This is a genomic window from Paenarthrobacter sp. AR 02, assembly GCF_021538675.1.
Lineage (GTDB): Bacteria > Actinomycetota > Actinomycetes > Actinomycetales > Micrococcaceae > Arthrobacter.
The window spans coordinates 73315-95395 of record NZ_JAJUKH010000009.1; the positions used below are offsets into that span (position 1 = coordinate 73315).

The following is a 22081-nucleotide window of genomic DNA, read 5'->3' on the forward strand; positions in this document are numbered from 1 at the left end:
ATTCCCGTGAAAACCCATGAGTACGACGTCGTCATTGTTGGCAGCGGTCCCGCAGGCGCCGCCTATGCCCGAACCCTCCATGAGGAGGCTCCGCAACTGCGGGTCCTGATGGTGGAAGCCGGCCCGTCGTTGTCCAAACCACCAGGTTTGCACGTCAAGAACCTGCCGGATCCACAAGCTCGGGCGGCGGCCCAACTGGCATCGCAAGGACCGGTCACCTCACTTAGCCCCGAGTCCCCTGTCCCCGGTCCCGGTCGTCCGGGGACTTTCCTGTTGCGGCCGGACGAACTGGCTCCCCTGGCCGGAATGCCGGCGGCCGCCATGTCCAGCAACGTCGGCGGCATGGGCGCCCACTGGACCTGCGCTTGCCCAAGGCCCGGAGCATCCGAGCGGATCTCCTTCCTGGACGACGGAACCCTTGATGCGGCGCTCGGAGAGGCCGAACGGCTTTTGTCCGTCACCTCGGAGGCATTCGCTGACGCTCCCTTCTCCGGTGACGTCCGCGAGCGGCTCGAACACGCCTTTCACCGCACCGGCGCTGCCGCCATCCAGCCCATGCCACTTGCCGTGCGAAAGCATCCTGACGGCACCATCACGTGGTCCGGGACCGACGTCGTCATGGGTCCGCTGGCTGAACCGACAACGCGCGGTGACTTCTTTGAGCTCCGTGACCAGACGCTGTGCCAACGGGTGATGCTCGACGCCGGACACGTCACCGGAGTGGAGTTGAAGGACCTCGCCACCGGTACGGTGACCAAGGTCCATGCCCCTGCAGTGGTGGTGGCGGCCGATGCCCTCCGCACACCGCAGCTCCTGTTCGCCTCGGGCGTGCGGCCGCGGGCTCTGGGCCGGTACCTGAACGACCAGCCGCAAGTCATCAGTGCTGTGCGTTTACCGGCCGATGTTGTGCAGTCAAGAGACGGCGAGGCCGGTGCTGGAGAGGCCACTGCCGGCGCCGCGGTGCACAGCGGCGTTTCCTGGGTTCCCTACACGGACGAGGAACCGTTCCACGGCCAGGTGATGCAGCTTGATGCTTCGCCTGTTCCCCTCGCCGAAGACGACCCCGTAGTGCCGGGATCCGTCATTGGCCTCGGCTGGTTTTGCGCGACTGAGACCGTGGAAGAAAACAGGGTGGAGTTCGATGACACCAGCCTGGACCACTACGGGATGCCCCGCATGACCATCAACTACAACCTCACGTGGAAGGACCTCCGGGTCATCGAGCAGGCCAAGGAGGCGGTGACCCGCGCTGGCAAGGTCCTGGGTACCTTCCTGGATGACAGGCCGCCTTTCCTGCTCCCCGCAGGTTCGTCGCTCCACTACCAGGGGTCGGTCCGGATGGGACAGTACGACGACGGCCGCTCGGTATGCGGTCCCGACAGTCAGGTGTGGGGTACTGAGGGGCTTTACGTGGCCGGTAACGGAGTGATTCCGACCTCCACCGCCTGCAACCCAACGCTGACGTCCGTGGCCCTCGCGGTCATCGGGGCCCGGGCAATAGCCCGGAGTATGAAGTAAAAGGAAACCAAAAAGGGCTGGTCCACCATGATGGTGGACCAGCCCCTTTTTGTGACTTCGTGGTGGAGCGTCAGTCCCGGCCGACGTCCAGCAACCTGATAAATGAGGCACTGATCCGGTCGCTCTGTAGAACCTGTAGCCGCTCGTCACCGTTGAGGAGGCGCCCTTCCTGCCAACCATCGGGAGTCAGCCGAAGCTCCCGCACTGAATCAACCTCAAGCACGGAATCTTTCGAATGGAAATCGAACAACGCGCCTTGACCGACAACAAGGTACTCCAAAGGGCCAGTCTCGATGACGAGTCCGAAGGGTCGGTTGTCCCCAGGAGTGTGGCCATGGGCTGCCCCCTCGGTCTCCCCCGGCAACTCCGGAGGGGGTGGAAGCACCACTCCTGCGTCCAAGAGCATAGCGGTGTAGAGCTTCGCGGCGTTTCTTATGCTGACAGTGACAGAGCCGAATTCCGTGACCACATCGTCTTCGTTCTCTTCCAAGGCGAATCCAAAGATCCGGCCCTCCCGCTGCGCGTCAACAATCTCCTGGGTCAGGGAAATGATCGCCTGGGCCGCCGAGCTGAACTGGTTACCCTCCCGGCCGTCTTCCAGCCCGAAGACGTGATATCCAAAGCCTCCGAACCGGCCCACTGAGAGGAAGACATCTCCTGCCCTGAACCGGGCTTCTGGAATGAAGAGCGGATTCTCAGGAGATGCGTACTGTGCCATGACCTCGGCGGAATACGGTACGTAGATGTCCGGGGCCAAGAAATCGAGGGCCGGTGCTGCGGCCTTCCAAACCGGCAGCATCTTTGCCGTCGGGCCGCCACTTGGGTAATTGCCCGGGAGGTCTTGGCCGGGTTGCGGACCGATCCAAGCATTGGCGTAGGCCGGAAGATTTAGAAATTCCTTACCGGCAGCGGCAAGGCCGCCCACATATTCAGCAAATGCCCAAGCCATGAAGGTTTCGTCTGCAACAGGGTTGCCGTCGCCGAAATGATCGGCCCAACTGCCGTCGGAGTCGGCAATGGGGCGGAGAGTCTGGGCCAGTCCGGGGTCGAATGAACTTTCGCGGCTCACCAACGCCTTCCTCAGAGCTTCCGGAACCGGTTGTTGCCAGGCCGCCAGAGCAGCAGCTGAAAGGTCGCGGGCCGCCCCAAGGAGCCCTACCTCATTTTCCACTTGGACCATGATTACGGTGTGATCCTCGTCTGTTTCAGCAAGGTGAGCCATAAAGCGGCAGTAAGCCGCTTTATCGGCTTCAAAGAGGTCTACCGAGAATACGGAAAGGGTTGGACGAGGCATCGAACCTTTATAGGAGAAGGGTGTTTGCATGGGTTCCAAACCACGATCAGCACGGGGAAAACGCGAAGGATCGCCCCGTACCCACGACGGGGCATAAGTGGATGAAGCATTCTTGAACGCACCAAACCAGATAAGTACCAGCCTTAGTCCAGCAGCTTTTGCGTCTTCGATGAGCCCATCAACGATCGAGAAATCGAAGTTACCTTCCGTTGGTTCCACTTGCTCCCATGACACCGTTGCAATAACGGTATTGACCTTGGACGCGGCCAGCTTTCCCCAGTATTGGGCCATGTACCCGCGATCGGAGGAGCTTGAGTTGTGCAGCTCCCCTCCAATGCAGAGAAATGGTTTGCCGTCAACAACTAATCGGGCATGCCCGGATTGGCGTTCAAGGGTGGGGATGGTTGGCATTTTCGGCTCGCCTATCATTAGCTTTTCGTGGTGGTCGGCACGTTATCCGTGGAGCGCCTTGTACTGAAAGTTTCGGAAGCGCACCTGGCCGGACCCTGTGGCAAACAGTGCGGGCCGCAGGCTCAGGAGTTCGCCGGCCGTGTTGGTGTTGTAGCCGGACATTTCGTACCGCAGCCCATGGCGGGTCCAGTTGACCCCATCGGTGCTGTAGTACTGCGTGACGATGTGGGCGTCATTGACAATCCGGAAGTGGATTGTTGACGCCGCAGGGGCCGGCTCCCGCCAGTAAGGAATGTTCTTTCCGGCGCGGTAGCTCCACAGCCGGTCTCCGTCATGGCCCATCCCGCAGAACAGCCGATCACTGTAGTAGAGCAGCAGCCCGCCTTGGGCGCCGCCGGAAATCTCCGCTTCGACAGTGACCTCGTAGCGTTGGTCTCCCACGATGCAGGTCAGCGGCGAACTGTCTGAAGGATCACTGCCCCTTGCTGCGAGAACCAGGCCGTCGTCGACCGAAACCCGCGAGTATTCATCCTTTGCAGGGGCATGGAATGACCATTGGATGCCAAAGCGGGCTTCCGCGAAGTCATCCGAAAGCTGTATTCCGTGACGTGTTCCTCCGGCTGCGGAAGCACCCGGCACAGGTGCAGGCAGGGGCTTGGAGAGATCACCTCCGGTTGCACGGGGCCAGCCGTTTTCGTCCCATTCGATGGGTTCCAACAAGGTCTGGCGTCCCAGAGTGGTGAACCCATTTTCATAGGCGTGATAGATGCTCCACCATTGACCGCCCGGGCCTTCAAAAAGCGTGGCGTGTCCCTTGCTCCACCACGGCTCGGCCGCATCCCAGGTACGGATGATGGGGTTCGCGGGGCAGTCTTTCCAAGGCCCGTGAACCGAGCGCGAGCGGGCCACCGTAACCATGTGCCCGGTGGGCGGACCGGAAGTACCGCCTACCGCCGTCGTCAAATAAAACCACTCGCCGCGCTTGGTGAGTTTCGGTCCTTCCAAGGCGTACGCCTCGGTCACCCAATCGTCCGGGTAACGCCAGCCGTCATAGACATGCTCCAAAGGGCCGTCGGTGGATAAACCGTCCGCGCTCAAACGGACACGGCTGACACCGCTCAGGAACAGGTAGCGTCTACCATCCTCGCCCACCACATGCCCGGGATCAATGTGGCCGTTGATTCCCAGATTGATCGGCTCGCTCCAAGGGCCGGCCATGGAGTCGGCATGAATGACATAAATCTGGGGCGGGGCACCGGGATCAGGCGAGACGGAGGTCGAAATGATGGGGACGTAAATGAAGTAGCGGCCATCCACCTTGCACATGTCCACTGCAAAGACGTTGCCAATGGGTGTGGGCAACGCAGGACCCAGGGGACGCCAATTGAGGAGATCCGTGGAGTGCCAGATGATCAGGCCGGGAGTGGACTCGAAGGAAGAGAACGTGAGGTAGTAGTCGTCCCCGTCCCGCAGGATGGCCGGGTCCGGATGGTCGCCGGCAAAGACCGGGTTCACATAGCTGCCGTCGCCAAGATCGGCGCGCCGTTGGCCCTCAGCAAGGACTTCTGCCGTACTCAAGACTTAACCCCTCCGGTAAAGCCTTGGATGAACTTCTTCTGTGCCACCAGGAAGAACGCAAGGATGGGGATCATTGAAATAATGATGGCCGCGAAAATCACGTTCCATTGAGAGACGCTCTCCCCCACGAAGTTGTAGATCACCACCGGCAACGTCACGGCGTCCGAGCCGTTAAGGAAGATCAAGCCGGTAAAGAAGTCATTCCAGACAATCAGGCCGGTGAAGATCGCCACGGTTCCCGTTGCGGGCGAGAGAAGCGGAAAGATGATCTTGCGGAACACGGTGAACCGGGACGCCCCGTCAATTTGTGCGGCTTCTTCATAGTCCCGGGCGATGCCGTTGGTGAACCCCATGTACAAAAAGATGGAGATAGGCAGAAGTGCGCCCGCATACATGATGATGGTTCCGGCGTGGGTACCCACCAAGCCGACGTTCCTCATGCCCACGTAGATGGGGATGATGGCGGCCTGGGCCGGCAGAACCATGGTGACCAGGATGAGGCCCATGGCTGCCTTGCTCAGCTTTCCTGTCCGGCGGCTCAGCGTATACGCCGAGATGGAGCCCACAGCTACCAGCACCAGCACGCTGCCGGCGGTGATGATGATGCTGTTGAGCATCCCATCCATCAGGGTTGCCTGGCGTCCGCCGCGGATGGCTTGTCCAAAGGCATCCAAAGTGGGGTTGGTGACCAGCTGCATCGCGGACGTCGTGAGTGCGTCGTTGCCGTTCTTCAAGGCCAGGTTAATCAGGAAGTAGAAGGGAAGCAGGAAGATCAGGGCAACCAGGATCAGCAATGCCTCGCGAAGCAAGGTCTTCTTCGTGTAACGGAACATGATCGGTTAGCCTTTGGAACTCGTGCGGAGGAGGAGGCGCTGGGCCACCGTGAGGATGATGATGATCAAGGACATGACCAAGGCGAGCGCGGCACCGAAACCGAAACGGCCCATGACGAACGTCTCCTTGTAAATGGTGACGGCGAGTGTTTCCGACGCACCGTAGGGTCCGCCGCCCGTCAAAGCCTGGATTTGGTCGAACACCCGCAGGCCATTGATCAGCATGAGCGTCATGGCAATCACCACCGAGGGCATGATGGCCGGAAGCACCACGTAGTTGAATCTCTGCCACAGGCTCGCTCCGTCCAGGGAAGCTGCCTCTTCGAGTTCCGGGGACACCGTGGCCAGCCCGGCAAGGTACATGACCATCACCAGTCCGACGTTCTGCCAAACCATGACGATGATGATGGCCGGCAGGACGGTGGACGGGTCACCGAGCCACGTCCGTTGCAGTGATTCCAATCCAACGGAACGCAGGAATTCGTTCAGCGGGCCGTCCTGTTCAAAGATGAACTTCCAAATGTAGGACGTAGCCAGCGAGCTGAGCACCACGGGGGCGAAGATCAGGGTTCGGATGACGTTGCGGGACTTGACGGTCCGGTTGAGGCCCAGTGCAAGCAGCAGGCCAAGGACGTTGGTCAGAACCACGAATGAGATGCCGATGATGAAGGTGTTGATCAGCGCTGCGGTGGTGGGGCCGCCGTCGGCTATCGCTGCGAAGTTTTCCCAGCCGACAAACTTCCACTTTCCCAGGCCTTTCCAGTTGGTGAAGGCGAAGAATGCTCCAATGGCGCTGGGGGCGTAGTGGATGAGCACCAGGGCCAGAAGTGCGGGGGTGAACCACCACCACGTTGCGAAGCGACGCTCGGTGCTGCGTTCGCTTTTGCGGCTGTTCTGTTTGCTGGAGCGGGGCTGGCGCCCGGTGACCCGGGCGCCCTCCGCTTTCTGCTCAAGTTGTGCGGTCATGGGAAGTTCTTCCAATCAGGTTCGACGCCGTGGGCTAGGCGCCGCGGTCGTACTGCTCGTCCATGGTCTTCAGAACCTGGTCAGGGGTGGCCTGCCCGGTCAGAAGGCCTTGGATGCCGGTACCAAGCGAGTCGTAGACGCCGCTGTTGGGCCAGAGGTAGTTGGGCTGGGTGACGATCTTTTTCTCGGGCTCAGAGAAGTACGGTTCCAGCAGCGGGAACTGCTCGGGCACGGTACCTGAAAGTGCCGAGGTGACTGATACGTTTCCGTTTGCTTTCGCCAGGGCATCCTGGTTGGCGGGCTGGGCCAGGAATTCAAGGAACTTAAGGGTGGAGCCCTTGTGTTTGCCCGCAGCGTTGACGGCCAGGGCGTTGCCCGGGCTTGCGATCAGCCGGCTGTCTTCGGCCTTTTCGCCCGGCAGAACAGCTACATCGAAGGATCCGTCCTTGACCTGCGCCCGGAGTGCGGCAACAGCGCCGGCGGGGGCGAATGCTGCCGCCACCTTGCCCTGGGCAACTGACGGGAAAAGCTGGTCAAAGCCGGCACCCGCGGCACCGTCCTGGTAGCAGCCGGCGTCCTTGAACTTCACGATCTGCTCCAGTACCTTCTTCCAGTCCGAGTCGGCGAAGGTGGTTTCCTTCTTGGCGCGCTTGGCGTCCCACTGGGGGTCCTTGGCGTAAACCAGTGATGCCGCGAGTTGCATTGCCTGCAGGCCCGTGTTGGCGCCGGAGGTTCCTGCCACTGCGAAGTACGACTTGCCGGCTGCCCGTGCAGTCTTGCACTGGGTGATCAGCTCATCCAGGGTGGCGGGTTCCTGGAGCCCAAGCTGCTTCAAGACACCCGTGTTTTGAAGCATGGTGATCGGTGCGAGGTCGGCCGGAACGGCAAAGACCTTGTCGTCGTCGTAGTACAGGTTCTTGGCGGAAGCGGGGATCGCGTCGGCTGCCCACTTCTGGTCCGTCAGGTCCTGCAAGTAGCCTGCCTCAGCCAACGAGGCGAACGACTGGTTGTTTCCCCGCCCTGCCGTGACGTAGAAGATGTCCGGCGCGTTGCCTGCCTGGAGCTGGGTGCGCATGGTCTGACCGTGCTGGTCATTGGGCGACTCCACCAGCTTGACCGTGATGTTTGGGTTCTTGGCCTTGAAGGCGTCGATCAATGTCAGGTAGGGGTTTCCTGAGCCACCACCTGTAAAGGCAGGGGTTGCGAGGGTGATCTCAACAGGGCCGGTTTCTTCAGCGATGGGTGCGTTGCTGTTGGTGTCGCCCCCGCCACAGGCGCTCAACGCCAATGCGGTAACGGATGCCAGTGCCGCAACGGAGAGAAACCTCCGGCCAGCCGGGCTTGGTGCTTTCTTCATGATGTGGCCTTTCATGACGTCGTTGTCCTGACCATCTAGTGATCAGTGGATTCGAGCCTTGCGTCAGTTTGTGTTTCCTGGATCACAAGCTGGCTCCTGTCATTCAAGGTAGGGCAGGCCAGAGCAGCCATGGAAATAGTTATCGTCTATGCTCACCATCTTCTCTCTGCATGCCTGTTTCCTCCCACTGGCAAATGCCTGCGTTTAGGCTGAATCCGGATGCTCCGGCCTGAGCCGCTTCCCCACCCACCACCAAAGGATGTTTCCGTGAGCGACGATGCCACGCCTGCCCTCCCGTCAGCTGCCGATGCTTTGTTTCCCGGATTCGCGGACCCACCCGTCACGGCCCGCCCCCGGGTGTGGTGGCACTGGATGGACGGAAACATCGACCCCGCCGGGATCGTCAAGGACCTTGAGTGGCTTGCCTCCTCCGGCGCAGGTGGAGTCCAGGCCTTCACCGGTTCCATGGGCATCCCCCAGTACACCCGGGAGCGCGTCTCTTTCCGTTCCCCGGCATGGCAAACGGCCATCTCCTGCGCGGCGTCCACTTCCACCAGGCTGGGACTGGAACTGGCCGTGGCCACCTCCGCCGGTTGGAGTGCGACGGGCGGGCCTTGGGTGGCACCCCACGCCGGAATGAAGAAGCTCGTTTGGAGCACCACGGCGGTGACCGCCGGCCAGCCGGCACTGCCCCGGTTGGCCTTGCCGCCGTCGGTATCCGGCCCTTTCCAGGACGTCCCCTTCGGAGCGATCCGCAATGATCCTGTTGGCGTCCCGGAGTTTTACGACGACGTGGCGGTACTGGCATTGCCCCGGCGCGGCGGACACTTCCAGCTGACGCCTTCACGGGTGGTTGCCAGTGGCACCACTTCCGGGGACAGGCATCCTGAGTCCTTGGCCGACGGCACGTTCTGGCCGACGACGGAGGTTACGGCAGCCTCCGGCACTGCATGGATAACGGAAGAATTCGACCAGCCAACGCCCGTTTCCTCGGTGCGTGTGGGGCTCCCTGCCTCGCGTGGTTTCGGCGTAGCGCCGGCACCGAAAGCGTACGTGGAAGCCAGCGCCGACGGCGTTACGTTCAGCAAGGTGGCCGACCTCCCGGCATCGGGGTCGCCTGTCCGGTCCGCAAGTTTCCCCACGATCTCAGCACGCTGTTTTCGGCTGGTCCTGGAGACCGGAAAAGGCCACGAATTCCCTCTGGCGCAGGGGATAAAGCCGCTGCCTTTTGCAACTTCCAAGGGCAGCGGGACGTTCAAGGTTTCAGCTTTCCAGCTGTTCTCCGGCGGGCGCGTGGCCAGGTCGGAGGAAAAGGCCGGCTACGCGCCGGTGCCCGATTACTACGCGCTCGACGGCGGCTCTTGCCAGCCGTCCGACGCTGTCCAGCCGCAGGACGTCATTGATGTCACCGCGTTCCTTGGAACCGACGGAATCCTCGACTGGACACCGGAGAGCGGAGATTGGACCATCCTGCGGTACGGGTATGCCCTGACCGGGCACCTCAACGCCCCGGCACCTGTCGACGCCACCGGCTTGGAAGTGGACAAGCTGGACGCCGCTTTGGTTGCCCGGTACTTCGGCGATTACCTGGGTTTCTTCGAAGAAGCCCTCGGCAGCTGCCTGGATGGGGTGTCTGCGTTGCTCAGCGACAGCATCGAATCGGGCCCCCAGAACTGGACCGGTGCGATGCGCGCCGAGTTCACGAAGCGCCGCGGCTACGATCTGCTGCCGTGGCTTCCGGCCATCAGCGGCATAGTTGTTGGCACCCCGGAGCAGAGCGATTCCTTCCTGTGGGACCTCCGGAAGACCATTTCCGAACTCCTCGCGGAGAACCACTATGGAACCATCGCGGACATCGCCCGGGAACGGGGCCTGACGTATTACGCGGAGGCTTTGGAAGATCACCGGCCCCAGCTGGGTGACGACGTTGGGATGCGCTCCTACGCTGATGTTCCCATGGGTGCCATGTGGTGCTTCGAGCCGGACAAGGGACCCCAGCCCACCTACGTTGCCGATCTTCGTGGGGCCGCGTCGGTTGCCCACGTATACGGAAAGGCAGCCACCGGGGCGGAATCCATGAGCGCCTTTGGCAAACCGTTCGCTTTTGCACCCCGGACGCTCAAACCAATCGCGGATCTGGAGTTCGCTTTGGGGGTCAACCTCCTGAACATCCACACGTCACCCCATCAGCCCGAGGCAGTGCCCAAGCCCGGAGTCACCCTGTCCCCTTACCTTGGACAGTCCTTTACCCGTAACGAGACTTGGGCGCACGCGGCGAAGCCGTGGCTCGATTACCTCGGTCGCTGCAGCTATCTGCTGCAGCAGGGTACCTACGCGGCCGACGTCGCCTACTTCTACGGTGAGGAAGCGCCTGTCACCGGCGTTTTCGGCGATACCGCCCCCGAAGTCCCGGCAGGCCACGGCTTTGATCTCATCAACCTGGACGGTCTGCTGAACCACCTCACAGTAACGCCCGACGGCGGCCTTCTCACCACTGGCGGCACCACCTACCGGCTCCTTTATCTCGGAGGGACCAGCCACCGGATGACGCTCCGGGCGGTTCGGCGACTCATCGAACTGCTGCAGGACGGAGCCCTCGTGGCCGGATGGCGTCCCGAACGCTCCCCCAGCCAAAGCGACGATCCCGCTGAGTGGAGAGCCGCCGTCGACCTTCTTTGGGCCGGACATCCGGGCTTGATTGACCTCGCGGGTGTGGCTGCAGAAGAGGGCGTGTCCACTGCGTTGGCCCGGGCGGGGGTAGAGCCCGACTGGGTTCTGGAGGCCGCGGCGGCAGCGAACCTGCCCGTTATCCACCGGCAGTTGCCGAACGCAGAACTGTATTTCGTCAGCAACCAGCGCGATCGTGCCGAACAGGTCAGCGCCTCTTTCAGGGGCACGGCGACCGCTGCCGAATGCTGGGATCCGGTGACCGCTTCCCGGTCTCCCATCGTCTTTCGCCCGGAGGCCGGAAGAACCGCAGTGGAGCTGCAGTTGGAACCCTTCGGTTCGGCCTTCGTCCTCCTGCACAAGAGCGGTGGGGCAACCGTGAATGTCCCCGATGCTGGCGAGGAGATCGCCGCAGAGCACACGCTTGAAGGCCCCTGGGAAGTGACTTTCGACGGCGATGGCCAGGCTCCATCCGCCATTGTGATGCCGGTCGTGGCCCCTTGGGCCGGACCCGGAGCCGACGCCCACGGGTCCGATGTGACCGGCTTCTCGGGAACAGGAACGTACCGCCACACTTTCTCAAGCGATGGGATTCTGACCGAACCCGGCAAGCGGCTTCTGCTGGATCTGGGCGGGGTGAGTGAACTGGCTGAGGTCAGGGTCAACGGCAGCACTGTGGGCACTTTGTGGACCTGCCCGTTCCGCATCGACATCACAGACGCGATCCGGGCCGGCACCAATGAGGTGGAAATAGCTGTGACCAATACCTGGTGGAACCGGCTTGCCGGCGATGCCGCAGAGGGGAACTTCACCCGCCCTGCGGCCTCCATCTTTGAGCCGGATGCACCAACCATGCCTGCCGGCCTGCACGGCCCGGTGCGGTTGCTGGTCCTGGACGACTGACCCGGAAAAGCCAAGTGAAACGCCCGTTACTCCGCAACACAAGGCGGCGGAGTAACGGGCGCTGCTATTTCAGGTCTTTATGGTCCGCCAGACGCTGCTCCGGCATGAAGACGGACAGCAGAACACCGACCGCAAAGATGCACGCCAGCAATCCGAAGATCGGCAGGAAGGTGTCGGTGTAGATAACCGCCACCCCGGCCTGCAGATGTGCCGGCAACTGCTGGACCGCGTGCGGATCAGTGATGGTGGAGGGTGGGACACCCAAAGTGTTCTCAGCCGCACCCCGCGCCAGCATGGCGGCGAAAAGGCCTCCGAACACCGCCGTGCCCACCGTGACCCCCAGTTCACGCAGGTAGCCAAGGGATGCGGTGACGCTGCCCACCACCGAATGCGGCATGGCGTTTTGCGCTGCCACGACAGTGATCTGCATGAAGCTGCCCACGGCCAATCCCAAAAGTGCCAGCAAGATCCCCACTACGGGAAGCGGGGTACCGGGCTGCAGGAGCCTGAGGCCAATGGCTGCCGCAACGGCCAATGCCGAGCCTGCCAGGGGGAAAATCTTGTACCGCCCTGTACGGCTGACGAGCCATCCGGTGAGGTTGGTGGACACCATCATCCCCAGGACCATGGGCAGGAGGATCATTCCGGCAACTGAAGCCGAGGTGGAGTACACCATCTGCACGTAGCTGGGGAGATATGCGACCACGCTGAACAGACCCGCACCGATAACCAGGCCCAGGCCGGCAGCGTTGACTACAGGCCAGCTCTTGAACATCTTCATCGGGATCAGGGGGTGCTTGGAGCGGATCTCCACCACCACGAAGAGCACGCCGGAAATCGCCGCCACCGCGCCGATGGTCCAGAGAATGCCCGCGGAGATGCCCGGCTCGGTGCCCAACGAGACCACAGCCACCAACGAGCAGGTGAAAAGAACCATCAGGAGGGTCCCCGGCCAATCGACGCCGCCGGAGCCACGCGCGGTTTTCAGGCGGCGCAGGGAAAACGCCATGGCCAGCGCCAAGAGACCAACGGGAAGGTTGATCCAGAACACCCACCGCCACCCAACGGTGTCTGTGATGGCGCCGCCAACCAGCGGGCTGATCACCGTGGCAACGCCAAACACCGATCCCAAGGGGCCGAGGTATTTGGCTCTTTGCCGTGGCGGCACGAGGTCTGCGATGATCGCCGGCGGGAGAACACCCAGCCCTGCTCCACCCAGCCCCTGGATTCCCCGGTAGAGGGAGAGCTGGAACATGTCCTGGGCGAAACCACACAGAACGGAGGCGCCCAGGAAGATTGTCAACGCGACCATGAGGAGCAAAGGCCGGCCATAGCGGTCCCCCAACCGCCCGTAGACAGGCATGCCGACAGTCATCGCCAGCGTATAGGCCGTGATGATCCATGCCATGTGGCGCGCACCGTCCAGCTCACCCACCACAGTGGGCAGCGCAGTGGCCACGATCGTGTGGTCCAGCGCGCCCAGCAACACGATGATCAGCAACGCTGCGTAGATCGGGCCGACCCGTACCTGGGGTGGCGGCTGGGCTACTGAATCGGACGGCGTGGACGGACCTGTTTCCGCTGTCACGCCAAGGGCAGGAGAACCATCCACATCGTCCGGGATGGTGGATGGGGACACGTTTGAACGGCGCACCGCAACCTCGTTCCGGGAGAGCCGGCAAAGGCGGCTCGATACCGGCCAGATGCGCGCCCGGAGGAACGTTGACCCCCAACCGACGGGCCCAAGAGCCCCGGTATCGCAACGAATCTATCATCGGCGTGGGCCGCAACGCCGGGTGCTCCAACATCGGAATTCGCGATACTCCGCATACCCCGGAACTATTTCCGCAGCCCCCTCTCTCCCGCGTTTACTGGAGGAAATCTCAACGAAGAGGAGAGCACCACGATGACACAGAGCATCCGCGCTTCCACCACAGAAACCCAGGACACCAGCCCGGAGAACGCAGCCTGGTTCCGTTATGTCCTGGGCCAATACCCCACCGGTGTCACGCTGATCGCCGCCGCAACCGATGACGACGAACCAGTGGGAATGGTGGTGGGCACCTTCAGTTCCGTATCACTGAATCCTCCGTTGGTGGCCTTCATGCCCGACGTCCGTTCGACGAGTTGGCCCAAAATCCGCGAAACGGGGTCCTTCTGCGCCAATGTCCTGACCGCCGGGCAACAGGATGTTTGCCGGGCCTTCTCCCGCAAAGCCGAAGACCGTTTCACGGCCAACCAATGGGGCGATACCCCGTCCGGCAGCCCGCGGCTGGAAGGTGCCGCGGCCTGGATCGACTGCGACATCGAGGACGTGATCCGTTCCGGGGACCACGACATCGTGATTGGGCGCGTCAAAGCCCTGGGCGTGGGATCCTCCCGGGAACTGCCCTTGCTGTTCCTTCGTGGCGGTTACGGCTCGTTCACCATTCCCTCCATTATCTCTCCCGCAACGGCACTGACCCGGCATGTCAAAGCCGCTGACGCCGCCCGTCCCGTCATTGAAGCCCTGGCGGATGCTTTGAAGCTTGAGGTCCTGGTCAGCGGAGTTGTTGATGATTCCGTGGTGGTACTGACAGCGGCCGGCGTGGACAGCTCTCCCGGTGGTTCGCCGTCACGGGTGGGGGTCTCTTTCGGCCTCGCCGCTCCCCTGGCGCCCCTCTACGTGGCATGGGCGGGAGAGGCTGCGGAGAAGCGTTGGATCGACAACGCCCGCGATGTCGTAGGTGAGGTCGACGCCACGTTGGCACACGCTGAGCTGGAACAGGTCCGCTCTCTGGGATACGCCGTCTCCGTGGATGTTGGCGCTGCAGCCGAGTTTGAGCGGATTGTCTACGTACCCAGCGACACCGCAGCACCCGATCTCAGCGGCGTTCTGCCCCTCCTTATCGAGAGGGCAGCGTCCTCCGGGCCTGCCGGGCTGGATGATCCTGCGGGGGTCACGTCCTTGCATGCCCCGGTCTTCGATTCCGAAGGGCAGGTTGCCGTGACGCTCACGCTCAACGGATTCCCTGGAAATGAACCATTGTCACGCCTGGAGGAGTGCCGCGACAGCTTGCTCGGAGCTGCACGGTCCATCACGGAAGCGATCGGAGGTAACCCCCCGCCCCAGACTCCCTAGACCAAAGCCGGCTATTGACCTTGGATGTGACGCGCCTCATAATTAGTATCAGTATTCTAATTCGGATTAGGAGAATCCCATGGTCAACCTACTGACTGCCGATCTCAACCTCCTGGTTGCCCTCGACGCCCTGCTCATGGAGCGGAACGTCACCCGGGCGGGTGCAAGGATCGGCATCAGCCAACCGGCCATGAGCTCATCCCTGCAGCGGCTGCGCCGGCAATTCGATGATCAGTTGCTGACCCGGATCGGCTCAGCATACGAACTCACTCCCCTGGCGCAGGTCCTCAAGGAGGACGTCTCGCAGATACTCCGGATGGTTGAACGTACCTTCGATGCGCAAGCTGTCTTTGATCCTGCTCTCTCAACGCGCAGCTTCCGCATAGTGACATCCGACTATTGCCTGACAGCCCTGTCCGGCAGGTTGATGAGCATGCTGCAGCAGGAGGCTCCGGGCGTTCAAGTGCATTTCGATGCCGTCACCCCGCAAGCCGTAGAACGCATCAAGGAAACACTCCAGACGGCGGACCTCATGCTCATACCTAAAGGGCACTTCTCCGGCTTCCCCCACACAGAGTTGTTCACCGACAACTGGGTGTGCGTCACGGGAGACACCACGCCGGACAAGACCCTGACGGTTGAGGAAATGCGCGATGCCCGCTGGGCCAGGCTGTTTGGCACGGAGGTCGACTCAACCCTGGCTGACCGGAGGGTCTATGACCTCCAGCTGGGCGAGAGGACGGACATCATTGTTGACAGCTTCCTCATGCTGCCCTTCGCAGTAGCAGGAACTTCACGGCTCGCCCTGGTCCAGGAACGGCTCGCACGGATGCTCGCATCCGTGGCCGGCGTCAGGATCATGCAACTGCCCATCAGCCTCCCCACTTTGGTGGAGTGCGCCTGGTGGCATCCTTCCAAGACCCCGGACCCGGGGCACCAGTGGTTCCGGCGGCTTGTTGCCCGCGCGGCAGCTGAACTCGACGCAGCCGCTGGACCCGGCGCTGCTGCCGAGCCCGGCCTTGAACCGCTTGAGCCAACGTCCACCCACACCACAGAACCATCCGGGGCAGAACACGCCGAGCCACTGACGGCACACGCTGTTTCTGCCTGACACACCAATACTTCAGGAGTTTCCATGCATTTCTCTCTGTTCCTCACCTCCCGGTCCCGCGGTCCGGAAGAAGACCGCGCCGTGATGCAGGCGATGGTGGAGCACGCCACCGACGCCGAACAAAAGGGCTTCGACGCCGTGTTCCTCCCTGACCACCACTTCACCGGCTACGCTCCACCGGCCAGCGATCCCTTCGTCTTCGCGGCATACCTCGCAGGCAAACTGGAACGCATGCACTTCGGCTTTTCCGTCCAAACCCTGGCCCTGCACCACCCGGTCCGCTTCGCCGAGCGCCTCGCTCTCTTGGACCAGCTGACCGACGGCAAACTTCTGGTTGGCGTTGGCAGCGGAACCACGCCTGAAGAAATGATCGGCTTTGGGGTGAACTACCAGGACAGTTCACGCCTGGCCAACGAGAACCTGGAAATCGCAGAGCGCCTCTGGGCCAAGCAGCCCGGCGACGAAGCAGTGACATTCGACAACGGCCACTACCGGGGTGCAGTGGTGTCCCGGATCGTGCCCACGCCGTACACCAAGCCGGAACCGCGCGTCATGTCCGTGGCCGCACGGCCTTCCAGTGTTGAGCGCGCGGCCAAGAAGGCGCAGCCCGCTTTCATCCTCGCCTTCACCCCGCCGGTCATAGACAGCGGAAACGCCTTCGAGGAAGTGAAAAAGAACTTCGGTATCTACCGCAGCGCCCTTGAAGCAGCGGGCCACCCGGGAGAGGCCGTCCGCGCCGCCCTGGAATGGACCACCCACTCCTACCAGCATGTGCACATCGCCGAAACCGACGAGCAAGCCGCAGCCGAAATGGACATCATCCTTGAGCAGTACCAGGAAACCGTTGAGCGCGAGCACGCAGCGAACAAGGCCGCCGAAGCCATCAGTGGCGTTGATCTGCGACCCACTCCAGATGCCAGGACCCAGGGCTACAAGGGAACCTGGTGCCTTTACGGCAGCCCGGAGACCGTGGCCGCCGAGCTTCAGAAGTACGCCGATCTGGGCATCGGCAACGTTCTCATGGCGGCAATGGGTGGGCCCCTGACGGAGGAACGCCGCCGCTTCACAGCCCAGACCATGCGGCTGTTCGCTGAGCGCGTCCAACCCCTGCTCCGCTCCAACGAAGCCCTCAAGGATGCAGAAAAGGTCGCAGCTCTGTGACGGCCGGAGCTGCCACCAGCGAACACATTGATCCACACGCCCCCGGGATTGTTGGCGCCAGCCTTACGGGCGGTTTGAACGGCTGGAGCACCGCCGCAAGCGAGGCGGCCGGCGTGCAGGAAATGGTTTTGCTGGATGGCCCTTTGGGGATTGTGAGCAAGGCCATGGATGAACGGGATACCTCCCTGATCATGCCTTCCGGGACAGCCTTGGGCGCCACGTGGAACCCTGATCTGGTAGCGGAGATAGGCCAGGTCATCGGCCAGCAGGGCGTCGAACGCGGCGTTTCGGCCATCCTCGGCCCGAATTTGAACATGCCCAGGTCACCGCTGACCGGCCGGGGATTCGAGATGTTTTCGGAGGACCCCTACCTGACCGGCATCCTGGGTGCCGCGTGGGTGAAGGGCCTGCAATCGCAAGGCGTTGGTTCCTGCACCAAGCACGTTGTTGCCAATGACACCGAAACAGAACGACGCCGGATGAACTCCAGCGTGGAGCAAGCCACCTTGCGGGAGACGTACCTGTTGCCGTTTGAGGTAGCGATCCGCGCTGCCAACCCGTGGATGTTGATGATGGCCTACAACCGCGTCAATGGCACCCACTGCTCCCAGAACGCGGACCTTATCAGCGTCCTGAAGGACGAGTGGTTGTACGACGGCGTGGTGGTGTCCGACTGGTACGGCGTGGATGACACTGTTGCGGCAGCCACTGCCGGGTTGGACCTGGAAATGCCCGGTCCTGCTACCTACCTTGGCGCACGCTTTGCCGAGGCTGTGGCCTCCGGTGCGGTGGCACCCGAGCGCCTGGATGATGCGGTGGAACGCATTACCCGTCTTGCTGACCGAACCGGCCGACGCACCGGAACCACCCCTCCGGCGCCTGCCCGCCTTCGCAACCAGGAGGAGCAGCGGGAGGTACTCCGCGAGGCAGCCGCCCAGTCGTTCGTGCTGTTGGAGAACAAGGACGCCATCCTGCCGTTGGACGTGTCTGCGGTCAAGACGCTGGCAGTGCTGGGACACAACGCGCACAAGCCGTGCTTCCAAGGCGGAACTTTCGCCACGGTTCGTCCGGAGGGCGAGGTAGTCACGCCCCTGGACGCCATCCGAGCGGCGGCTGGTCCCGGCGTCGAAGTTCTCTACGAACCCGGTGCTGCACCGGCGTCGGCTTTGTCCCTAACGGAACTTGGAAGCAAGGCACCGAACGGAACACCGGGTGTCCTTCTGGAAGTCCTGCCGGCGGACGGTGAAGAGGTTTTGTACAGCGAAGTCCGCCAATCCTCTGCGTTCGTCTGGTTCGGCCCGGTGCCGGGACTGGGCGCGGGCGTTCCGGGCCGGGCACGCATCACCGCGCATGTCCACCTTCCCGCCCCGGCCCGCTGGGCAGTGGGTGCGGGCGGGACTGGCGTGACTTCCCTCCGGATTGATGGCCGCGAGGTGCTGGTTGTTCCTCCCCCAGCGCCGGATGACGTCATGGGGGTAGTGGCGCGGGCCGACACCCAGGAAATCGCCCTGGACCTGCCTGCGGGGACGGTGGAACTGGTGATCGATATGGCGTTCCAGCCGGGACGTGTACAGGCGATCACCGCCGTAGCCACGCCGGAGCAAGTCACCGATCCGTTGTCTGCCGCGGTTGAGCTGGCAGCGCGGGCTGACGCTGTGGTGGTTGTTGTCGGCGACCAGCAAGGTTCGTCGCGTGAAAGTGCGGACCGCACGACGGCGGCACTTGACCCATCGGACGACCGCTTGGTTGACGCTGTTGCCGGCGTCGCGGCCGAGACCATTGTGGTGGTCAATGCCTCCCGCGCGGTGCTGCTGCCATGGGTGGACAAGGTCAAGGCAGTGCTGATGGCATGGTTCCCCGGACAGGAGTTCGGCCCGGCGTTGGCTGCGGTCCTGAGCGGCAGCAGGTCTCCTTCCGGCCGGCTGCCGGTGTCCTTTCCGCGGCGGGACGAAGACATTCCGGGCTGGGGAACCGGACTGGATGCCGACCTCACGCTGGACTACGCGGCCAGCGAGCCCATGGGATACCGGCACTTCCACACCGCGCAACAGCAGCCCCGCTACCCCTTCGGATACGGGCTTGGCTATACAACCTTTGAACTGGTGGACGCCAGTGCCCATGCCGGTTCGGCCGGTAAGGGTGAGCCCGCGGAGGGGCTGCGCGGAGGCTCGGTTCAGGCAACAATCACCAACACCGGTGCCTCCGGGGGCCGGGACGTTGTCCAGGTGTATCTCAGGGCGCCGCATGAGGCTGACTTCCGGATGGCCGGATTCGCGGGTATCACTCTCGACGCCGGGGAAAGCCGTGAGGTGGACATCGCACTGGAGCCCTTGAACTTCAGGCGCTGGGACTCCTCTGTGTCGGCCTGGGTTGTCCCGTCCGGCGAATGGGAGGTCCGGGTGTCCCGGAACGCTTCCGCCGAAGGAATGCTCTGTAGGATCACAGTGTGACCCTTCCGGAGACCAAGTCCCGCGAACCAAAGCAGGCCAGGAGCCGCCAGTCGTTTGAAAAGACGATCGAGGCGGCCCTGGCCCTGCTGGAAGAGCGCGGTAACGACGAATTCACCTTGGCCGATGTCAGCGCCCGTTCGGGTGTGTCCATAGGCTCCATCTACGCCCGCTTTGAAGGCAAAGATGACTTGGTCAGCGTGGCCCACGGCCGCAAGATGGATGACATCGATGCCGTGTCCAACTACCTGTTTGAGTCATTGCCATCCCGCCCTGGGGACGGACTCCAAGCCATAGTCCGCGAGGCCATGGACAAGACCATCGAGGTCCTCCGGCAGTATGCCGATATCCTCCGGCCCTTCATGCTTAGGGCCACCAACGATGAAACCATTTCCCGACGCGGGGCGGCCTCCCACGCTGTCCTTGCCGAGAACTTCGCCAAAGTGCTGCGCTCCTGGCAGGGTGGCTACCTTGGGCAGGACGAAATCGACTGGTGCTTCAACGTTTCCTACAGCGTCATTGCCCGTAGGCTTGGCTTGGGCAGCACCATGGAGGGCAGCGGAAAGTTCGAGTGGCCCGAAATTTCGGAGAAGCTCGCAGGCATGGTTGCTTCATATCTGATGGACACCACGCAGGACCCCACGGACGCGGCATAACTGCCAGCGATACCGGCTATCCAAAAGCTCGTCTTCCTGACACTTCCTGCGCCTCGGCATAGTGGAAACAACCACATAATGTCGACCGAAAGGAACTGCCGTGCACGTTCGCGTCAGCCCTGGATCCGTAGCTTTGGACGAACCCGATGACTGCACAAGCTTCAAAGTCCTGTTGTCCGAAGACGCCCGGGAAAACCTGCCCGGATTGCTCAAAACCACCACCGCAGGACGGTTGGACAAGGGAGATGTCCTGGTGTCGGTGGATTGGATACGCAACGAATCCGCCGGCCGGATCGGCATGGGGTGGAACTACCGCTTTGCCAACATGCTTGTCTACGCCGCCGGCAAAGGTTGGCTGAGCGAGGACGGCAGCCTGGTCCGCGCCCATATCGAGGCATACTGACTCCGCCATGCAAAAAGCCAGTTGGCAACCAGTACCCGTCGCCGAAAACCCTATGCTCGCGGCCGACGATGCGCCGGACGGCCACCCGACTGCGGGCTTGGGCCCTGCGTTCCTTTTGACGGTGAGGTCTTCAGGACTTGAGACCACCTTGGCGCTTCGGGAGTCCCCGCCGGCCGGCTGATCCTGCCGACGCTTTCGCTTCAGCAGGATCCCTGGCCTGCTGCAGCAATCAGTCGTTGATCAGGTCGTGAACAACAATCGTCTGGTCGCGGTCCGGGCCAACGCCGATGGCGGAGAAGCGCGTACCGGAAAGCTTCTCCAGTGCCAGCACGTAGTTGCGGGCATTCTCGGGCAGGTCTTCCAGGGTGCGGGCGCCGGTGATGTCCTCGGTCCAGCCATCGAAGTACTCGAAGATCGGCACTGCGTGGTGGAACTCGGTCTGGGTCATGGGCATCTCGTCGTGGCGCACGCCGTCGACGTCGTAGGCAACACAAACGGGGATCTGCTCGATGCCCGTGAGCACGTCCAGCTTGGTGACGAAGTAGTCCGTGAAACCGTTGACGCGGGAAGCGTGGCGGGCCAGTACGGCGTCGTACCAGCCGCAGCGGCGGGGACGGCCGGTGTTCACACCGAATTCGCCGCCGGTCTTCTGCAGGTAAACGCCCATCTCATCGAAGAGCTCGGTGGGGAACGGGCCAGCGCCAACACGGGTGGTGTAGGCCTTGATGATGCCGATCGAGCGTGAGATGCGGGTGGGCCCGATGCCCGAGCCAACGGAGGCGCCGCCTGCCGTGGGGTTGGACGAGGTCACGAACGGGTAGGTGCCGTGGTCAACGTCCAGGAATGTGGCCTGGCCGCCTTCCATGAGCACAACCTTGCCCTCGTCCAGCGCGTTGTTGAGGACCAGTGTGCTGTCGATGACCAGCGGGCGCAGGCGCTCGGCGAAGGACAGGAAGTACTCCACGATCTCGTCCGCGATGATGTCGCGGCGGTTGTACACCTTGACCAGCAGTTCGTTCTTCTGGCGCAGCGATCCTTCCACCTTCTGGCGGAGGATGGACTCGTCGAAAACATCCTGGACGCGGATACCCAGGCGGGCCACCTTGTCCATGTACGCCGGCCCGATGCCGCGGCCGGTGGTGCCGATCGCACGGCTGCCGAGGAAGCGTTCGGTCACCTTGTCCAGCACCTGGTGGTAGGGCGCAACGAGGTGGGCGTTGGCCGAAACGCGCAGGCGGGACGTGTCCGCGCCGCGGGCCTCAAGGCCGTCGATTTCCTGGAACAGTGCCTCCAGGTTCACCACGCAGCCGTTGCCAATAATGGGAATTGCGTTGGGGCTCAGGATGCCCGCGGGAAGGAGCTTCAGCTCATACTTCTCACCGCCAACAACCACGGTGTGCCCGGCGTTGTTACCGCCGTTGGGCTTGACCACGTAGTCAACGCGGCCACCGAGCAGATCGGTTGCTTTGCCTTTGCCTTCGTCGCCCCACTGGGCTCCGACGATCACGATAGCGGGCATGGGATCCTCCCCCATTCTTTCGGGCTGACCCCAGCGGGATGACCGGGGCCTGGCGCCGTACATGAGAATGCCCCGACATAACCGGTGCAGCCCACCGCGGGCGGTGACCAACGCAAGAGTTCGGGGCTCTTACCAG

General features: G+C 62.7%; 15 protein-coding genes. 8 read left to right on the forward strand and 7 right to left on the reverse strand.

Annotated elements, in window-relative coordinates; genetic code table 11:
- Positions 1 to 6 precede the first annotated feature (6 nt).
- Positions 7 to 1518, forward strand: a complete 1512-nt coding sequence (locus LRQ04_RS15835; protein ID WP_235521328.1) for a GMC oxidoreductase — start codon at positions 7 to 9, stop codon at positions 1516 to 1518.
- Between the two features lie 70 nt (positions 1519 to 1588).
- Here LRQ04_RS15835 and LRQ04_RS15840 read toward each other — a convergent pair whose 3' ends face one another.
- From LRQ04_RS15840 to LRQ04_RS15860, 5 genes are read right to left on the reverse strand one after another with little or no spacing between them, the layout of a single operon-like run.
- Positions 1589 to 3223: a DUF5597 domain-containing protein gene (locus LRQ04_RS15840; protein ID WP_235521329.1), complete on the reverse strand. Its 1635-nt coding sequence runs from the start codon at positions 3221 to 3223 to the stop codon at positions 1589 to 1591.
- A 42-nt stretch (positions 3224 to 3265) separates the two neighbouring features.
- The gene (locus LRQ04_RS15845; protein ID WP_235521330.1) at positions 3266 to 4801 is read right to left on the reverse strand and encodes a family 43 glycosylhydrolase; all 1536 of its coding nucleotides are present in this window, start codon (positions 4799 to 4801) and stop codon (positions 3266 to 3268) included.
- On the reverse strand, positions 4798 to 5634 hold the full coding sequence (locus LRQ04_RS15850) for a carbohydrate ABC transporter permease (RefSeq protein ID WP_223941673.1): 837 nt from the start codon (positions 5632 to 5634) through the stop codon (positions 4798 to 4800). Before LRQ04_RS15850 ends, LRQ04_RS15845 begins: the two co-directional genes overlap by 4 nt.
- Before the next feature lie 6 nt (positions 5635 to 5640).
- On the reverse strand, positions 5641 to 6600 hold the full coding sequence (locus LRQ04_RS15855) for a carbohydrate ABC transporter permease (protein ID WP_235521331.1): 960 nt from the start codon (positions 6598 to 6600) through the stop codon (positions 5641 to 5643).
- A 34-nt stretch (positions 6601 to 6634) separates the two neighbouring features.
- Positions 6635 to 7957 (reverse strand): ABC transporter substrate-binding protein, encoded by a 1323-nt coding sequence (locus tag LRQ04_RS15860; RefSeq protein ID WP_235521332.1) that lies wholly within the window; start codon positions 7955 to 7957, stop codon positions 6635 to 6637.
- A gap of 267 nt (positions 7958 to 8224) precedes the next feature.
- On the opposite strand from LRQ04_RS15860, the gene LRQ04_RS15865 reads away from it, so the two are divergent.
- Positions 8225 to 11527, forward strand: coding sequence for a glycosyl hydrolase (locus LRQ04_RS15865; RefSeq protein ID WP_235521333.1), 3303 nt, complete (start codon positions 8225 to 8227; stop codon positions 11525 to 11527).
- A gap of 64 nt (positions 11528 to 11591) precedes the next feature.
- Here LRQ04_RS15865 and LRQ04_RS15870 read toward each other — a convergent pair whose 3' ends face one another.
- Complete coding sequence (locus LRQ04_RS15870; protein WP_235521334.1) at positions 11592 to 13181, reverse strand: MFS transporter; 1590 nt, start codon at positions 13179 to 13181, stop codon at positions 11592 to 11594.
- 252 nt (positions 13182 to 13433) lie between these two features.
- Here LRQ04_RS15870 and LRQ04_RS15875 point away from each other — a divergent pair, with 252 nt between their 5' ends.
- The 6 genes from LRQ04_RS15875 (at position 13434) to LRQ04_RS15900 (ending at position 20426) form a co-directional block, all read left to right on the forward strand.
- Positions 13434 to 14648: a flavin reductase family protein gene (locus tag LRQ04_RS15875; RefSeq protein WP_235521335.1), complete on the forward strand. Its 1215-nt coding sequence runs from the start codon at positions 13434 to 13436 to the stop codon at positions 14646 to 14648.
- Positions 14649 to 14727: 79 nt separating this feature from the next.
- Positions 14728 to 15759 (forward strand): LysR family transcriptional regulator, encoded by a 1032-nt coding sequence (locus LRQ04_RS15880; RefSeq protein WP_235521336.1) that lies wholly within the window; start codon positions 14728 to 14730, stop codon positions 15757 to 15759.
- Between the two features lie 24 nt (positions 15760 to 15783).
- On the forward strand, positions 15784 to 16920 hold the full coding sequence (locus tag LRQ04_RS15885; protein WP_235521337.1) for an LLM class flavin-dependent oxidoreductase: 1137 nt from the start codon (positions 15784 to 15786) through the stop codon (positions 16918 to 16920).
- Entirely contained in the window at positions 16917 to 19370 is a 2454-nt protein-coding gene (locus LRQ04_RS15890) for a glycoside hydrolase family 3 protein (RefSeq protein ID WP_235521338.1), read from the forward strand. The genes LRQ04_RS15885 and LRQ04_RS15890 overlap by 4 nt, the downstream gene beginning before the upstream one ends.
- A complete protein-coding gene (locus tag LRQ04_RS15895; protein WP_235521339.1) occupies positions 19367 to 20023 on the forward strand; it encodes a TetR/AcrR family transcriptional regulator in 657 nt (218 codons plus the stop codon). The genes LRQ04_RS15890 and LRQ04_RS15895 overlap by 4 nt, the downstream gene beginning before the upstream one ends.
- A gap of 100 nt (positions 20024 to 20123) precedes the next feature.
- Positions 20124 to 20426: a hypothetical protein gene (locus LRQ04_RS15900; RefSeq protein WP_235521340.1), complete on the forward strand. Its 303-nt coding sequence runs from the start codon at positions 20124 to 20126 to the stop codon at positions 20424 to 20426.
- 229 nt (positions 20427 to 20655) lie between these two features.
- Here the strand turns inward: LRQ04_RS15900 and LRQ04_RS15905 are convergent, their stop codons facing one another.
- Positions 20656 to 21945, reverse strand: coding sequence for an adenylosuccinate synthase (locus tag LRQ04_RS15905; protein WP_235521341.1), 1290 nt, complete (start codon positions 21943 to 21945; stop codon positions 20656 to 20658).
- Positions 21946 to 22081: the final 136 nt, after the last annotated feature.

Coding starts and splice junctions, on each gene's coding strand:
- LRQ04_RS15875 (WP_235521335.1), top strand. CDS start 13,434: ATGACACAGAGCATCCGCGCTTCCACCACAGAAACCCAGGACACCAGC.
- LRQ04_RS15855 (WP_235521331.1), bottom strand. CDS start 6,600: ATGACCGCACAACTTGAGCAGAAAGCGGAGGGCGCCCGGGTCACCGGG.
- LRQ04_RS15850 (WP_223941673.1), bottom strand. CDS start 5,634: ATGTTCCGTTACACGAAGAAGACCTTGCTTCGCGAGGCATTGCTGATC.
- LRQ04_RS15860 (WP_235521332.1), bottom strand. CDS start 7,957: ATGAAGAAAGCACCAAGCCCGGCTGGCCGGAGGTTTCTCTCCGTTGCG.
- LRQ04_RS15840 (WP_235521329.1), bottom strand. CDS start 3,223: ATGCCAACCATCCCCACCCTTGAACGCCAATCCGGGCATGCCCGATTA.
- LRQ04_RS15885 (WP_235521337.1), top strand. CDS start 15,784: ATGCATTTCTCTCTGTTCCTCACCTCCCGGTCCCGCGGTCCGGAAGAA.
- LRQ04_RS15880 (WP_235521336.1), top strand. CDS start 14,728: ATGGTCAACCTACTGACTGCCGATCTCAACCTCCTGGTTGCCCTCGAC.
- LRQ04_RS15905 (WP_235521341.1), bottom strand. CDS start 21,945: ATGCCCGCTATCGTGATCGTCGGAGCCCAGTGGGGCGACGAAGGCAAA.